The following is a 16,403-nucleotide window of genomic DNA, read 5'->3' as shown; positions in this document are numbered from 1 at the left end:
TTTTTTCCAGCTCTCATTTTTATTAAATTCGTTCTGTCTAAAACTTAAACTTGCTGTTCACGTGACTGCACGGCTTCTTCCTCAGCCAATGCTTTTTCACATTTTTCACACTCTTTAATCTGATCTTTCAACGCTTCGCGTTTTTCGTTCGCGCTTTCTACTTCATCAGCACGGTTAATACCCAGAGCGATATTAAGGCCTAGAGCCACTAGAGAGCCCGTCGTAATACCAGAACCTAAGATGACGCGGACTGAATCTGGCATATACGTTAAGATTTCTGGACGAACCGTTACCGCCATGCCCGAGGCAACCCCGACAGCGATGATTAGCATATTGCGTTTGGTAAAGTTAATTCGTGACAGGATGCCAATACCCGCAGAGATGATCATGGCGAACATCACAAGTCCTGCGCCACCCAGCACCGGAGAAGGAATTGTGACTACAATACCGCCCAGTTTCGGGAACATACCTGCAATCAGCATGATCACACCAGTAACAGCAACCACATGGCGACTAGCAACACCGGTAATCGAAACAATACCGACATTCTGGCTGAATGATGAAAAGGGAGTTGCACCAAATACCGATGCAAGGGCGCTACCGATACCATCACATAAGATCCCTTTTGATAGTTTCTTCCCAGTCAACTTGGTATGGGTTGCATCGCTCAAGGCCAAAAAGTCACCTGTCGATTCCATGATGGTAACTAGGTAGGCAATAGACATCCCGATAACGCCACTGACGGTAAAACTGAGTCCGAAAGGTAATAGTTCCGGCAAAGAGAAGAACTTGGCTTCTTTTACTGGCGTAAAGTCCACCACTCCCATGAAAATCGCGACAATGTAACCCACCATCATTCCGATCACGATTGCAGCAGCAGAGACCAGTCCTTTACCAAGTTGCGACAGTACAATCACCACAACCAACACCAGTAAACCCAACATCAAATTATTGATTTGACCGTAATGTTCCTGCCCGACAAAACCACCCGCAAACCAGTCGACAGACACAGGCAAAATTGTCAGACCAATCAAGACCACCACGGTACCAGACACCACAGGCGGAAAGAGCTTCCTAATTTGCGGCATGAAACGGCTACCAATGATCATCACTAACGAACCAACCAGTGATGCACCGAATATTCCGGAAATACCAGAGTCCAGTCCAATAGAAATTGATATAGCCACAAAGGTAAAGCTGGTCCCCATCACCACCGGAAGTCGGATCCCAACAGGGCCAACCCCCTTGCACTGGATAATAGTCACCACACCCGATACCATCAGAGCCGCATTGACCAAAATCACCATTTGATCTGTCGGTAAGCCAATCGCACTACCGACCACCAGAGGGACGGCAATAATAGCCCCCATAGCAGCAAGCATATGCTGAAGGGCAAGAAGGATCGCCGCCCCCATTGGAGGTCTATCTTCCACGTTATAAAGCAGTTTCATTTCAGTTCCATCCGTACCAGTGAAACACTAGGGCCTTTACAACGTGATCAACCAGAGCCTATCCCTGCTTACCCGTCGATACCCTGACAAAAAAAACGGCCATTCCCATCCACTGGAAATGACCGCCTTCGCATTGATTAAAGCTTATTCAGACCGTGTAGAACCTTCTCAGGTGTAAAGTGCCAATCTCGAATCCAGACGCCACATGCATCATGAATTGCACTGGCAATCGCTGGAGCGGCACCGTTAACACCAATTTCAGAAATCGATTTCGCACCGTAAGGGCCAACCGGATCGTCACTTGGTACTAACACCGCTTTGAAATCGCGAGGGATATCGCCAATCATCGGCGCGCCATAGCTCTTCAAATCTCGCGTTACAGGTACACCATGTTCATCATAAATCAGCTCTTCATATAAGCTGTGACCAATGGCTCGCATACTGGCACCGTATATCTGTCCTAACGCTAAATCAGGGTTAACGGGCGTACCACAGTCGAGCAAGGCATGGAACTTATCGAGACGGATTTCACCCGTACGCGTATTAACCGCCACCTCAGCGAAGTTTGCGCCATAAGGGAAGGCAAATTCTGGGGTGGTGAAACAACCTGAAGCCAGTAATTGCCCCCACCCTGTTCCGCTTTCCGCTTTGTGGGCAATATCGAAGTAGTTCACTTCTCCCTGCTTACCTTTCACCAAGCCTGGCGCCACAATAGCGACATCTTCAACGGGTTCACCCAGCATTTCAGCGCCGCACTTAAGGATTTTCTCACGCATCGCTTCAGCTGCTCGCTTGGCCGCATTACCTGAGAAACATGTTCCAGATGAGGCATAAGCCCCTTTATCAAACGGAGCATGATCGGTATCACCAGAGTGAATCGTAATTTCATCCATCGGGCAGCAAAGCACTTCAGCGGTCAGTTTGCTTACCACAGTATCAAGGCCCGTCCCTATATCAGCGGCACCAGAGTGAACAATGAAGGTACCATCCGATGCCATTTTGATTTGGCAGTTAGCTTGATCGATATCTGGAATGCCGGATTTTTGCTGGATAATCGCCACACCACGGCCCACTTTCCATTCGCCGTCATCCTGTTTCGGGCTGTCCCACTCAATCAACTTACGACCTTCGCGCAAAATAGGCCCAAGGGCACAGCTGTGAACTTTAGGGGCACTGGCAGGCATTTTACCTTCGCCGATAGCCGCTAGGATTTTCAGCTCTTGGCCTTCAACCACACGGTTCTTCTCAACCATATCAAGATGGTCAATACCCAGCTCTTTCGCCATTTCGGCCATCGCCATCGTCAGTGCATAGTTGCCTTTCGGCGCACCGTAACCCTGATAAGCCCCAGTCGGACAAATATTGGAGTAATACGTGGTTACCCTGAAGTCCACATTGTCACAAGGGTACAAAGGTAGAGACAAGGCTGGACCATTTGATGGCACGGTCAGCGCGTGGTTTCCGTAAGGGCCAGTGTTGGCACGGAAATCCATATCAATCGCCGTGAGTGTGCCGTCTTTCTTCGCACCGAGTTTCACTACCACTTTGGCAACGTGGCGGGTTGAGTTACAGATAAACTCTTCTTCACGGGTATGGTGGAAATACACCGGACGACCAGTGGTCCAAGTTGCCCATGCACACACATCTTCCAACAAAATATCTTGTTTCGAGCCATATCCGCCACCGACACGCTCTTTAACGATGTGTACTTTGTTCTGCTTCACATCAAGAATTTTGGCTACCTGGCGGCGCACGTGCCAAGGAACCTGAGTCGAATCGTGCATCACAATACGATCACCATCCATATAGCTATAACAAATATGGGTTTCAACTGGCAGTTGTTGAACCTGCTTCGACTCGTAAGTACGTTCGATAATCATATCCGCTTCAGCAAAGCCTCTATCGAGATCACCGATATGGCCGCGAACACTAGCGGCAATGTTTTTGCGCGGGAAGCAACCAATCGGGAAATTCACGATTAACTTACCTTCACGCGGATCGGCGTTACGGTTCTGCTCTTCTAAATCATCAGGCGCACCTACGCCATATTCGATAGGCTCGTTATGAATGATAGGGGCATTAGCGGCCATCGCCTCATCAATACTCATGACAGGCTTAAGCACATCATATTCGACGTCGATCAGTGTCAATGCCTGCTCTGCTATTTCCACTGATTCAGCGACAACAGCAGCAACACGGTCACCCACATGGCGCAGTTTTTGGCCAAACATACGGCGATCGAGCGGTGACGGCTCAGGTGCACTCTGGCCACCGGGTGTATAAGGAATATCTGGGCAATTTTTGTGCGTTATCACAGATACCACACCCGTTAGTGCTTCGGCCTTAGACACATCTAGGTGCTTGATCCAAGCATGAGCGTGCGGGCTTCTCAGCATCTTAATAACACAAGCGTTAGCAGGGATGCGATCTTCAACATAGCAAGGTTTGGCCTGCACCATCTTCGCCGAGTCAATCTTCGGACAGTTCTTACCAACCACTGCCAAGTCATCACGAAATTCTGGCGCAAAATGTTGAGTGTAAGCAGGATCGTCAAGGCGTTTCACTGCCAATTCAACCACTTCATAAAACTGCTGATAACCGGCATCTCGGCTAAACAACCCAGATAGCGCATCATCAATTTCATCGCGCGTTGGCTGCGGAATTCGCTCAAGCAGATCGGTCAAGATCAGCGCTAATGCTGGGTCGTTATAACCCGATTGCACCACGCCCACATCGATCATCGTTCGCTGAACTAAGCTTAATTGATTCCACTCGCCAAGGGCTTCCGCTGTTTTCACTTCAGCACCTTCAAGTTGGGCTGCAATCAGCAAGGAGGCGTTAATTAATTCGCCATTAAGCAGGATCACATCTGACCCCGCATAACCCCAACCATCATCGCTATTTCGAACCGAGTGGTAACCCATAGAATGCAGCAATGTCTGTACATTTTCGCCAATACGGCATTCCAAAGATTGAGGACGGCCATTTAAGGTAAATTGAATCGTCATGATTATGCCTCCTCTACCATGTGCTGACATTCAGCCATCAAATCCGTGATCACAACACCTGCGATATATCGCTTGTATTCCACACCGCCGCGAATATCGGCTTCTGGGTAAATAGCATCGGCAACAGCTTGCTCTAGCAGCTCCCCTTTTAAATCTTGCGTTTCTACATCACGGAGACGAACGGGACGAGCCGCACCTTGATACAACGGCGAAACGCCATCAAGCGCGATGACCTTATTTCCTTGCTTATCAATCGATACTGCTGCAGTCACAATCGCTAGCCCCGCCGCAGAGCGGGCAATGTTGTAACCAATACAAGTCAGGCTGCTATCTGGGATAATGACAGTGGCGATAAGCGCTCGCTCATCGTTGTTGATGTAATCTTCAACATCCACTTCCTGACCATTGGCCAGTTTCAATTTTGCTTTCAGCGCCAGTAGGCTGGGTATTAATAATGCCTCTGGCTGTCGTGCGGCAATCTCACCACCCAAGGTGGCCTGATTACGAATATGACGGGAATAGATAAATGCAGCAGATTGCTTTAAGGCCACAGGGACAAGTTCATGGTCTATCAACTGCTGGATATGGCACATCGCACCTATATGTAAACTATCGCCTTGCTGCTCGATCTGGGATAAATTCAGTCTCCCCAAAGAGATAGCTATCGTTTTATCAGTTTTAGTGGGTGCTGCATTGATTTTAGATCCCCCAGCAAACCAAATGGCGTCATTGCCATGCAATTGCTTGAATTCAAGTGCCTGAGCAGGGGTGTCAGGCGTTAGATATTGTTCAATCATATTAATTGCCTTTTCGCATTATCATTGTTATTCCTGCACCATGCGTTCAACCTAATGGCTCTACGGAACGTTATTAATGTCTTAAATACTTAAAAGGCAACAAACACGCCAAGCTGCTAAAACTGATCTTCTAAGGAAAATATTCGTGAGCGGAGTCAGAAATTTAGCCCAAATTAGCATCGCTATCGGGACAAATATTCCTTTTTATTTGTTGAATGTTCTCGACCTAAACACCTAAATAATAACGGTTATCACTACGGAGCATAGTGATATCAAAATAATATCAGGGGCTATCAATATGATATGAATGGCGGTGATAGTGCTGTCACTATCACCTGATAGCGGTTATAGAATTACTTACAAGCACGAGTTTACTACCATCAAAGGACAACGGCAGGAGAAGGTCTTTGACCTAAACAAGTTTCAAGCGGTATTTAGAGGGCGACTTCTCAGCGACGCACCTGAGCTTACAGCCCAAGATACTAAACAAGTTGGGTTACTCATTGCCGATAAGCAACCTGGCCCCTTTGCTCTGAATCTAATCCAGATTCAATTTAAAAGCTCGCAGGAAGCAAGTGAATATAATCACCCCTAATGCATTGCTATATAGCCAGTGATGACGCTAGTTCTTTTTTGATACTGCGTGCTGCTCTACCATGAACGCGATCACTTCATCATTTAAGCAAGATTTACTGACATATTGGCGCTGTTTACCCATATGAAGGATAAAACCTAAATCGCTTTGTTGAAGTTGGTCGATGTCACTCCAAGCGATGTTACGGGTGTTTTTACCGCTTTTATAATTCACACCGTTAGCGTCAACATGAAAAACCACTTTGCTGCCAAAGCTCATGCTGAATGTTTGTCGCCATAACCACCAGGTTCTCTTAAAGTAAACACTCAGCGCCTCAATAATACTCAGAACAATAAAGAACCAACCAACGTAGCCGCTGGGTAGTAACTCAAATATAACTAAAACCACCCCAAAAATAAGAAAAAGTATTCCTTTTAAATAGGCTTTTGGAAATTCAGCAGGACGGCTAGTTTGATCATAACACTCGGTATAAAAGGACTTGTCGAGGGTGTATTCTATGGTGAAATCAAAATCTTTAGACATATGTGGCTACTTTGAGGTTTTCTATGAATGAGTATCCCATGCTGCGACCTCGCAACGCGAGTATTGTATAGCTTCTCGGTGCTTTTCTTTAGCTGTTTTGATCCTATTTTGTAAATCAATAATACCGACAGGGTCTACTCTCAGCATAGCCAGTTCGCTATCCAAATCGGTATTTGGACTCTGAAACTACAAGCCCGTGAAACGGATTAATGGTTGCCCTTCTTAACGAGGCTATCGCTAGCTGTCCCCTAATTAGTTACTTGGTTGAATGACGCCAGTCTGGCATCATGCGCGAAAGAACGCCGTGGTCAGTCAACGGTACTCAGTCAACGGCACAAAGAGTGTGAAGGTAGTCAGTGTTAGAAAACAGCCAACAATTAAGTAACAGTTACGACGAGCATGGTTACTTTGTTCTCAGAAATTATTTCGATGAAACTCAAATTGCATCGCTTAGAAAAGTGGTATTGAAATTCCATGAATTATGGAAAGCAGACAACGAAGAATTCTATCAAGAAGAAGCGTTTAACTCGTCTTTAATTACGGGAAGTGAATACTTGCCCAGCGACGATAGAGCCATACTTTTTGACTTCATCAGCTCCCAAAAAATCATGGAAGTGGTCGATGCGGTAATACCGGAAAACCCCGCGTTCATGAATACGCAACTGTTCTTCAACCCTGTGAGTCCGCAGCAAAAAGACTTCTGGCATCGTGACTGTCAATATGACTATGACATTGAAGACCAAATGAAAGTCATACTAGAAACGCAAGTGTTGCACCTTCGCATACCCTTATTTGATGAGCCAGGTATGGAGATCATCCCCGGAACGCACAAGCGATGGGACAATGAAGAAGAGTACAATGTTCGTCAAGAAGTGAATGGCAAAGTGAGCAATGATAACATCTCTGGCGGTAAGCAGATTGCGTTAGCGGCGGGCGACTTATTGGTGTTTTCAGCAGATATGATCCACCGAGGTCTATACGGATTGGATCGTTTGGCGCTGGATATTTTGATTTTTGATTCAGCGGCTGATTATGTCGACTACGTCGATGATGATTGCTTACCCACTCAATCAATGCTCAATAATCTTGCTGACCCAAGATTATTTATGAATACGCTACACCTGAAGTCGATGCAGTGTTCTTCATAAATCGATATTCCGATTACTCGGATTAAAAAATGCAATAAATTACGCTACCAAAAATGCGATACAAATTTTATGTATCGCCCTTTGGCTATAACGCGACCTTGGACAAAAACGTGTTTCAAGTTGGCCTAGTGAACGTCTGGAAATGGCACAGAATTACCGCCTTTAACAACTAAATCTCTACTACGTTCTCCCCCTGATAGTGATAGAATCTCCGTTTCAGAATTACCGAGAAACTAGGTATTTATAAAAATGTTTATCCATCATGTTAACGGCATCGACTGGCTGGTTATTACCGCTTTTGAAGAACTGAAAACTCTATTTATTGAAGAAGCCGGAGCGATCCCCTCTTGCTTCTCTACCGCCAGCGAATTGAACCTGATTGATCAAGCAAAGCGCACTTATGGATATTTGCCTACACTCAGCGGCGTAATCACCGATACCGGCACTTTTCAAAGCCAAGGTAACGAAGAAGATTTGAACCCACAGCTTGCCTGCCTAGTTGAGGGGCGTGGTCGGGTGTTTATCTATCACGGCGGCTTTGTGGCTTTTGTGGATGACGAGCAAACCTTTATTACCCGAATGGACTGAAAGTTATTCAGTAAGTTGAAATCGGAGAATTGGCATCCCTAGCAAGGAATGGGGCAAAACTGAGTTAACTAAACAGCAAAAAAAAGGGGCCAACGGCCCCAACTAAAGTAACAAAGGAAAACACGAGATAGAGTAAAATTAACTTCGTGACAGTGTTTCTAACCAACGGGTGAGTAGATTCAGCGAGGCCTGCTGGCGATAGGTCGCTGTCGATCGTTGATCGTCTATTGGGCGAATGATTTCGCGATAACAATCAACAACCTGACCAATAAATTTCGGTTTAGCCAATGTTTCCAATGACCGACCAATAACCAAAGACTCCAATTCGCGGCTACGCACCACTGTGGGTCCAACCGCACCGAATGCAACACGCCAATCCTCTATCACCGGCGCTTTCTTTGGAAAACGCTTGATACGAGCCAAGCCAGCTACTGATAACTTGCTTAGCGCATTAGCCGCTCTTGTCCCCACTTTGTGGTAAAACACTTCTGGCAAATCATAGTGTGGAATAATGATATGAGTGAGCATTTCATCAGGCTTTAGCGCGGTAACCCTTGGCGCTAAAATGAAATCTTTCAGTGGCATCTCCCTTTGTCCATGAATGGATGACAAAACAACGTGCGCATCTAGCGCATACAAAGCAGGCAATGAATCCGCAGCAGGCGACGCATTGCAAATATTCCCTGCTAATGTGGCACGATTACGTAAGGCGGGTGCCGCAATTTTAGCGACGCTTTGACGAAGAATCGAAGGCACCAAGGGATTGCGTTCAATATCGGCCAGAACAACACCAGAGCCAATATATAAAGCTTGCTCTTGATTGTTCTCATCTTCGTGATCGGTTGTCAAAATGTATTGTAATTCATCGATGCTATCGACAAACAATACATCGTCCTCAAATCGAGGCGACATCCCTGCCCTAACACCATGCTGAACCATCAGATCAGTGCCCCCAGAGAACACTGTCATCTTGCCTGTCGACAAGGTATCCAATGCCTGTGCCAGCGTTTCAGGCCGATAGACGTTTACCATAAGCCCTCTCCTTTTTGCGCGGCGATCTTGGCGGCTTCAACAATCATCCCATAGCCCGTACAGCGACAAAGATTGCCTGAAATAGCAGTACGAATAGTATGTTCAGAAGGATTAGGATCAACCTCAAGCAAGGCATAAAGCGCTAAGACCATCCCTGGGGTACAGAACCCGCACTGAACCCCTTTTGCCTCGAGCAAGGCATTGATCACGCACAAGCCTTTTTCGGTCTGCCGTAACCCCTCAAGCGTCATGACATCACCGCCCTCAACTTGACTGACAGGCATCATGCAAGCATTGACCAATCGTCCATTGAACAGCACAGAACATGCGCCACACTCCCCCTCACCACAACCTTCTTTGGTTGCAGTTTGCCCCATAGTGCCGCGTAAGGTATGAAGCAGCGACTGCATTGGTTCAACGTCTACAGCGACAAGATCGCTATTAAGGTAGAATTCAATCTTCATTGATAGGATCTCCATTGCCAGCACTTATTGTCTTAATTTGAGTGCTCTTTCCATCAGCAAGTGCCTCACACACTTTTTCTGGCGTAACAGGTATTGATGAGAGTGGTACACCAATGGCATTCTCAACCGCAGCAGAAAATGCAGCAGCACCACCATTATGCGTCAGCTCACCACCACCTTTGGCACCATTTGGCCCATATGGGTACGGGTTATCAACAAGTGCACTGCCAATAGCTGGAACATCAAGCGCTGTCGGGATAACATAATCGGCCATTGAGCGTTGAGCAAAAACGCCATCTTGGGTGAGCTCTAATTTCTCACAACTGCCATAACCCAGCGCCTGCACCAAACCGCCTTCAATCTGGCCTCTAAAAATCGTACCGTCGATAGCCTTACCTATGTCATATACCGCCCAGGCGCCAGTAATTTCAGCTTCACCTGTTGCCATATCAACCTCAACTTCGACCACGTTGGCGCCGTAGCTGGTTGCTTGGTAGGCATTACCTTGGTAAGTATCTTGATTCCACTGGTGATAGTCAGGCTTACAGTAAACCTCTTCTATCTGTTGCCGCTCTCCTTCTAACCAGGTTTTTTTAAGCTTTTTCGCGGCTTTTTCGAGGATATAGCCGACGATCAAGATCGAACGTGAAGCCACTGTCGGGCCAGAATCGGGAACTATTCCTGTATCGGGCACTGCAACCTGAACAAGATCTATGGGTTTATTGAGAGTATCTGCCACGATTTTACGGAATGTCAGGCTTAGCCCTTGGCCTATGTCGGTATTAGACGCTAGGATTTGCACCGTACCGTCAGGCTCTTTAACCAATTTGACTTTGGCTCTGACTAGCGTGTCTTCCAAATCACCCGCAAAACCACAGCCATGCTGGAATATCGCTAATCCTATACCTTTGCTTTTGCCTTTAAGACGATCAGGGTGTGTTTCTTCCATTTGGCTAAATTCGGCGGATTTGCGCTGATAATCCGACATATCGAGCACTTTTTGCAGCATCTCATCAAGCACTAACTCACCGAATATTTCAGCGCCAGTTAGAGATTGGGATTGAGATGTCAGCATATGCTGTTGTTTGAAAGTGACAGGATCAGCATCAATTTTTTTGGCGACGTGGTGAATGTGGGTTTCCATACAGAAGCAGTTTTGTGGTGAACCAAACCCACGGAAAGCCCCCGTCGGCACGGTATTCGTTGCCCAAGCATGGCCTTCAACACGGACATTGGGAATGTCGTACACATTGGTTGCCGTTGTGATGGTTCGTTGCAATACGATGCCCGATAAGCTCAGGTAGGCGCCGGCATTAACATCGAACTTGATATCCATGGCAACAATCTTGCCATTAGCATCAACACCGGTTTTATAATGGAAAGTGACAGGATGACGCTTAGAGGTGGTGGCAATATCTTCCCCACGTTCAAAGATAAGCCTGATTGGTTGTTGCAACTTTTCGACAGCAACGGCTAATGGCGCTGCAAGCACATCAGGAAAGTCTTCCTTACCGCCAAATCCGCCACCGGTTGGACATTGGATCGCCCTAACATTGTCATGGCCCAGTACAACCGCCATAGTATGGTGCACATACCAAGGGCACTGCATAGAGCCTTCGAGTACCACTTTGCCCTCTTTTAGATAGCAAACCGCCCCTTGCGTTTCTAGGTAGATATGCTCCTGATAACTCGTAGAGCAGGTCTCTTCAATAATGGTGACCGCATTAGCGAAGCCAGATTGAATATCCCCTTTGGTCAGCGTATGGCTATCAAGAACATTGTTATCAGCGTGAATGGCACCGTCTTTCAGTGCCTTGGATTGCTCTATGGTATAGGCCGGTGTCAACGGCTCATAATCGACATGGATTTCATTGAGAAGTGAATCAACGACATCGGGATCAGGCCCGACGACTAAGTAGATCACCTGACCGACAAACCGCACTTCTTTCTCAGCAAACGCTGGCCAGTCGATTTCGACAATTGGCAGCACATTCTGTCCGGGAACATCATCTGCACCAAAAATATGGTAGCCGTCAGGCAAGGATGGAAGTGTTACCGATTTAATCAGCCCACGAGGGCAAGAAGAGCGATAAAACCGCCCTTCTAATAGCCCCTCGTAATGGCGATCGGCAATATATTTCGCAGCTCCTGTGGCTTCCTCCCACTTAAAGCGCGTATTTACCGTATCCATAACGGGATCTCACATTAATCCAACTTATCCATGGTTTGCCATAAACGCTTAGCGACCTTGCGAGCCTCTGCGTATATCGGCGCCACATCGAACGGGAACGCTCGATCTTCATAAACAAAGCGACCTTCAACCACCACGCTATTCACATTGCCCGCATTGAAACCAAAGGCAACATGACCCGCGAGGTTATCCGCAACCAATGGCGTCGGGCTGGTATAATCTAGGATGGTTAAATCCGCTTTATTGCCTGCATCTAGGCGACCGAATTTCGCGCCGAAGTTACGGGCCAAAATTTCATTACCGTTCCATAGATGACGCAAGAAACTGTCAGGCCATAACGGACCACCCGCATCACGATGTTTGAAGAAGGCGAACTTCAACTCTTCAAACATATCAGCCCCGATACCATCAGTACCCAGTGCGACATGCTGGAAGCGCGTCAGTTTGTCGTTGTAACCCACACTGTTGTTCATATTCGAACGGGCGTTGTGGACCAAGAAAGCGTTTTTACCGTTCAGAATGGCAATATCCTTATCGGATAAGAACAAACCGTGCGCCAGTAACGTCTTCTCGTTGATCAAGCCGAAACTATCTAAACGCTCAACAATGTCTTGGCTATAGTGGTGGTGGCTATGGGTCACGTCATAACGATCTTCTGCCACATGAACATGGATCCCACGACCCGTAGCCTGTACCGCTTCAGCCATCATAGACAGGCCGTCGTTGGTGACGGTAAACGGCGCATGTGCACCGATATGGGCTTCGACTAAGTAAGGTTCTTCACCCTTCTCCTTCGCACTGTCAATCAACTGGGCAAACGCGATATTTTCTTCAACGCCTGCCACCATTTCTTTCATGCCGTGGTTACGATCAGTGGTTTCAAAGCAAGTCATGCCACGCAAGCCCGCCTTCATGAACCCTTGACGCAAGGTGCTCAGAGAGCCTGCGATATAGTTTGGCGATGCATGATGATCAATCACCGACGAACAACCGCACTTGATAGCTTCGAGTGAACAAATCAAGCCGCTGTAGTACACCGCTTCTTCATCCAACGCTCGGTCCATTCGCCACCACAGGTTCTTCAGTATCGAAATGAAGTCAGGGCTTGGCTTGATATCTGCCATGATCCCGCGCGCTAATCCCGAGTAGAAGTGATTGTGAGAGCAGACAATGCCCGGCATAACCAGTTTTCCGGCCATATCCTTGATGACGGCATCAGGGTAGTTAGCAGCCAAATTGGCTCCAACTTCCTTGATTTTATCGCCATCAATAACAATATCGACGCCTTCTTTGATCAGTGCAGGCTCAAACTGCACCGCTGTTGCGTTTCTGAGTACTAACATTCCCTGACTCCTCACTAAACGTCTACTTTGCCAAGCAGGTAGCTGTGGTTAGCCATGACATAGTTAATAATCGTCGCTTCATCAGCTAGCGATTCTGGCATGTCCACGTTGCCCTGCTCATTAATACGGAAGGAATAAATCTCACTGTGACTGCGAACCAACACTTCCTCACCATCAACGAAGAATCCGGTATTAGTGCTGTTGGCAAAGTCTTCACGCAAGTTGAATAGCGTGAACTTGTCTTTGTACGGCTTGCTATCCCATGGGCAGAACTGAGCACAGTTACCACATTCATTACAGTACGCATCTAGGTGTAATGTCTGGAACTGGTCACGGAAGCCTGGAATTGGCAGCGAAATATTGGCACGGTTCGGACAGACATCGACACACTTGCTACAAATGTACGAACATTCCAAACAGCGTTTTGCTTCTTGATCGATGAACTCCTCACGGTCCGCTTCTTCCAGCTGATTCGCTGCAATTAACTTAACCTGGATATCACCTTTACGCGCGTATACCGCTTCTACCTGAACATCAGATTTAGCGTCAAGTTGTTCATCGGCCTGTGCTTCACGGGCCAGAATAGCGGTTGCCGCTTTACGGCCACCTGAGATTGCCGACACGATTGACGATGGACCTGTATGGGCATCACCCATCAAGAACACATTTTCAACCTCTGTTTCACAGCTCTCTTTGTCGACAACTGGCCAGCCGTCTGTTCCCATCGGGATCCCCATGCGAGAAAGCACTTCGCAGTTCGACTGCTCACCCACCGCAGTGATCAAGGCATCCACCTGAAGCTCAATCGTCATGTCTGTGGCAACAGGGCGGCGACGTCCTTTTTCATCCGGCTCACCCAATTCCATTACACGTGCGGTCAACTTACCATTGGCCTCAAACTGCTCTGGATTGGTCAAGAACATGAACTGCACGCCATCTTCCACGGCTTCTTCATATTCTTCTTTGTAGGCAGGCATTTCCGCGATAGTACGGCGATAAAGAATCGTCACCTTCTCAACACCCGGTACTTTCAATGCAGCACGGGCACTGTCCATTGCGGTGTTACCTGCACCCACAACGGCCACATGTTTACCTAACTGCTGCAGTTCGCCATCATTGAAGCTGCGTAGGAATTCCAGCGACTTGAAGATATTGGTGTTACCACCAGCCAATGCAATTGGGTTGCCCTTATCTGCACCTATACCCAAGCAGACATATTTGAAACCACTTTGTTTAAGTGCATCGACTGTCAGCTCTGGGTTGCAGCCGTACTCAATATTCACCCCGTGATCTTTCACGAACTGGATATCGTGTTCTATCGCTTCAGCAGGAATACGGAACTGAGGGATAATATTTTTCACCACCCCACCAGCATTTTTTTCTCTCTCAAACACGGTGACAGGGTGACCCGCACGCGCCATGAAGTAAGCAGCAGAAAGTCCTGCAGGACCAGCACCGATCACCGCTACTGGGTGTTTGGCCGTATCTAGGCTTGGCTCATGCCATTTAGACTTGTACTCATCCCAGCCTTTGGACAAGGCGATTTTCTTCATCTCACGGATATTCAGCGCACCTTCGTAATCACGACGGGTACAGTTGTACTGACACTGGTGATCACAGATATGGCCGGTGATAGAAGGCAATGCATTACGGGCATAGATGACTTCGAGCGCTTCGGTGTACTTATGCTCGCCCATCAAACGGATATATTCAGGAATATCTTGGCTGATAGGACACGCAGTCACACAAGGTGCGACATAACAGTCAGTCAGCGGCACGGCTTTCTTGACACTGATTTCTTCAGGACCACGCCATTGTTTTTGGACATAATCAGCATCTAATGATTTTGCCGCTAATGCTTCTAGCTTGACCAAGTCGACCTTGCCCATGCCCCACTCGTCGCTGCCTTCTAGCTCTTTGGCACAATCGGCCAAACGAAGGTAACCACCAGGTTTAAGCAAATCAGTCGCCATAGTGATAGGACGGATCCCCGCTTCGAAGATCTCGCGGATATTGAATTTGCTGGCACCACCAGAGTATGAGATTGGCAGTGTGCCGTTGAATTCGCGGGACAGTTCTAACGCCACATTGATAGACAGCGGGAACAAGGCACGGCCAGACATGTACATTTCTTTATCAGGCAGGCGCCCTTTTTTATTTAGAGTCCCTAGGGTGTTGGTGAGCTTGACACCAAAGCCGATGCCTTTCTCTTTGCCTAGGTCAACCAAACGGTGCAGCATCTCTTTAGCCGCTTCGATTTGTAGATCGTGGCTGAAAGACTCTTCGCTCAGTGCGACATAATCAAAGCCAGCATTGTCGAGGATCCCACGGACACGCTCAAAACCCAATAACGTCGGATTCAGCTTAACGAATGTATTGATCCCCTTTTCTTCAATCATATAGCGACAAATCGCTTCAATTTCATGAGGAGGACAACCGTGCATAGTAGAAAGGGTGACACCACGGGTTAACTGGGCAGGAATCGCATCGATCATGGCATTCAAATGATCGCGTTTTTCTTCTAGCTGATACTCACGAATAAACTCGGGATCTTGGATGAAGGCTTTCAGCTCGTTGGTATAGCTGGCAAAATTGGGGTGCTCACTCGCATCGAGCATATCGTGGATATATTTCTGCATTGGTGGAGTCTGGATCCCAGACAAGTCATAACCCACACTCATATTGAAGATAAATGACTTATTCTCACCGTCTGTTCGCGGCGCAAAGACTTCTTGCAGTAAGTGCAAGGCAATCCATGCCTTCAGATACTCATCATACGCTTTAATAAGGGTAAATTCGGTCGACCATTCGGTATTGAAACACTCATCTTCCGCATCGATACATGGCTTTGCTAGCTCAAGTTGGTCGAGCTTCTGGACGGTTTTCAGCTCCATGAAACGGCCACCCGCCAACCATGATGTAATGATATTCTGGGCAAGTTGAGTATGTGGTCCAGCTGCTGGGCCAACAGGGGTTTCACAGTACTCTCCCCATACCGACAGCGAAGTGTTGCTCGCTTTGCGGTAGAACTGTTTTTCTGGAATACCAAAGATAGATTTACTTTGCTTATATTCACTAAACATTCGGTTAAGTAGCTCACCGAACGGAACGGGACGCATGATGTCTCCCATGATAGATCTCCTTGATGTTATTCTTTTTCTTCTAGGCACGTTTATTTACACAATGTGTAGGGCAAAAGCGTATAAATACGTTAATAGCTAAAGAGCAACTACTAAGCCAAACTTTTTAACATTATTAAAACCT

At 47.2% G+C, this 16,403-nt stretch carries 11 protein-coding genes and 1 pseudogene; 3 read left to right on the top strand and 9 right to left on the bottom strand.

Annotation, left to right across the window (positions count from 1 at the left end):
• Positions 1-44: 44 nt before the first annotated feature.
• From ASV53_RS06705 to ygfM, 3 genes are all read right to left on the bottom strand, one after another.
• Positions 45-1,451 (bottom strand): nucleobase:cation symporter-2 family protein, encoded by a 1,407-nt coding sequence (locus ASV53_RS06705; RefSeq protein ID WP_094956537.1) that lies wholly within the window; start codon positions 1,449-1,451, stop codon positions 45-47.
• A gap of 137 nt (positions 1,452-1,588) precedes the next feature.
• The gene (locus tag ASV53_RS06700) at positions 1,589-4,459 is read right to left on the bottom strand and encodes a molybdopterin-dependent oxidoreductase Mo/Fe-S-binding subunit (protein WP_094956536.1); all 2,871 of its coding nucleotides are present in this window, start codon (positions 4,457-4,459) and stop codon (positions 1,589-1,591) included.
• Between the two features lie 2 nt (positions 4,460-4,461).
• Positions 4,462-5,256, bottom strand: a complete 795-nt coding sequence (ygfM, locus tag ASV53_RS06695) for a molybdopterin-dependent oxidoreductase FAD-binding subunit (RefSeq protein WP_094956535.1) — start codon at positions 5,254-5,256, stop codon at positions 4,462-4,464.
• A 343-nt stretch (positions 5,257-5,599) separates the two neighbouring features.
• Between ygfM and ASV53_RS06690 the strand changes: the two are divergent.
• A pseudogene (locus ASV53_RS06690) lies at positions 5,600-5,851 on the top strand (CIA30 family protein); the annotation flags it as partial.
• A 27-nt stretch (positions 5,852-5,878) separates the two neighbouring features.
• Here ASV53_RS06690 and ASV53_RS06685 read toward each other — a convergent pair.
• Positions 5,879-6,373 (bottom strand): YcxB family protein, encoded by a 495-nt coding sequence (locus ASV53_RS06685; protein WP_094956533.1) that lies wholly within the window; start codon positions 6,371-6,373, stop codon positions 5,879-5,881.
• A gap of 356 nt (positions 6,374-6,729) precedes the next feature.
• Between ASV53_RS06685 and ASV53_RS06680 the strand changes: the two genes are divergently transcribed.
• Entirely contained in the window at positions 6,730-7,521 is a 792-nt protein-coding gene (locus ASV53_RS06680; RefSeq protein ID WP_094956532.1) for a phytanoyl-CoA dioxygenase family protein, read from the top strand.
• 249 nt (positions 7,522-7,770) lie between these two features.
• Positions 7,771-8,109, top strand: a complete 339-nt coding sequence (locus tag ASV53_RS06675) for a hypothetical protein (RefSeq protein WP_062691515.1) — start codon at positions 7,771-7,773, stop codon at positions 8,107-8,109.
• A 138-nt stretch (positions 8,110-8,247) separates the two neighbouring features.
• On the opposite strand, the gene ASV53_RS06670 is transcribed toward ASV53_RS06675, so the two are convergent.
• From ASV53_RS06670 to ygfK, 5 genes are read right to left on the bottom strand one after another with little or no spacing between them, the layout of a single operon-like run.
• Positions 8,248-9,141 carry an FAD binding domain-containing protein gene (locus ASV53_RS06670; RefSeq protein ID WP_094956531.1) on the bottom strand — a complete coding sequence of 298 codons (894 nt, stop codon included), beginning with the start codon at positions 9,139-9,141 and terminating at the stop codon, positions 8,248-8,250.
• Positions 9,135-9,605, bottom strand: coding sequence for a (2Fe-2S)-binding protein (locus ASV53_RS06665; protein ID WP_083541001.1), 471 nt, complete (start codon positions 9,603-9,605; stop codon positions 9,135-9,137). The genes ASV53_RS06670 and ASV53_RS06665 overlap by 7 nt, the downstream gene beginning before the upstream one ends.
• Positions 9,595-11,796, bottom strand: a complete 2,202-nt coding sequence (locus ASV53_RS06660; RefSeq protein ID WP_094956530.1) for a xanthine dehydrogenase family protein molybdopterin-binding subunit — start codon at positions 11,794-11,796, stop codon at positions 9,595-9,597. Before ASV53_RS06660 ends, ASV53_RS06665 begins: the two co-directional genes overlap by 11 nt.
• A 14-nt stretch (positions 11,797-11,810) precedes the next feature.
• Positions 11,811-13,139, bottom strand: coding sequence for a putative aminohydrolase SsnA (gene ssnA / locus ASV53_RS06655; protein ID WP_094956529.1), 1,329 nt, complete (start codon positions 13,137-13,139; stop codon positions 11,811-11,813).
• Positions 13,140-13,153: 14 nt separating this feature from the next.
• Positions 13,154-16,270: a putative selenate reductase subunit YgfK gene (ygfK, locus tag ASV53_RS06650; protein WP_094956528.1), complete on the bottom strand. Its 3,117-nt coding sequence runs from the start codon at positions 16,268-16,270 to the stop codon at positions 13,154-13,156.
• Positions 16,271-16,403: the final 133 nt, after the last annotated feature.

It is taken from the genome of Photobacterium sanguinicancri, assembly GCF_002265265.1.
Classification (GTDB): domain Bacteria; phylum Pseudomonadota; class Gammaproteobacteria; order Enterobacterales; family Vibrionaceae; genus Photobacterium; species Photobacterium sanguinicancri.
Note: the sequence above shows the minus strand (reverse complement) of the source record. Positions and strands in the feature narration are given on the sequence as shown.

Excerpts from the sequence above, each read along its gene's own strand:
- ASV53_RS06705 (WP_094956537.1), bottom strand. The coding sequence starts at position 1,451 with ATGAAACTGCTTTATAACGTGGAAGATAGACCTCCAATGGGGGCGGCG.
- ASV53_RS06700 (WP_094956536.1), bottom strand. The coding sequence starts at position 4,459 with ATGACGATTCAATTTACCTTAAATGGCCGTCCTCAATCTTTGGAATGC.
- ygfM (WP_094956535.1), bottom strand. The coding sequence starts at position 5,256 with ATGATTGAACAATATCTAACGCCTGACACCCCTGCTCAGGCACTTGAA.
- ASV53_RS06685 (WP_094956533.1), bottom strand. The coding sequence starts at position 6,373 with ATGTCTAAAGATTTTGATTTCACCATAGAATACACCCTCGACAAGTCC.
- ASV53_RS06675 (WP_062691515.1), top strand. The coding sequence starts at position 7,771 with ATGTTTATCCATCATGTTAACGGCATCGACTGGCTGGTTATTACCGCT.
- ASV53_RS06670 (WP_094956531.1), bottom strand. The coding sequence starts at position 9,141 with ATGGTAAACGTCTATCGGCCTGAAACGCTGGCACAGGCATTGGATACC.
- ASV53_RS06665 (WP_083541001.1), bottom strand. The coding sequence starts at position 9,605 with ATGAAGATTGAATTCTACCTTAATAGCGATCTTGTCGCTGTAGACGTT.
- ASV53_RS06660 (WP_094956530.1), bottom strand. The coding sequence starts at position 11,796 with ATGGATACGGTAAATACGCGCTTTAAGTGGGAGGAAGCCACAGGAGCT.
- ssnA (WP_094956529.1), bottom strand. The coding sequence starts at position 13,139 with ATGTTAGTACTCAGAAACGCAACAGCGGTGCAGTTTGAGCCTGCACTG.
- ygfK (WP_094956528.1), bottom strand. The coding sequence starts at position 16,270 with ATGGGAGACATCATGCGTCCCGTTCCGTTCGGTGAGCTACTTAACCGA.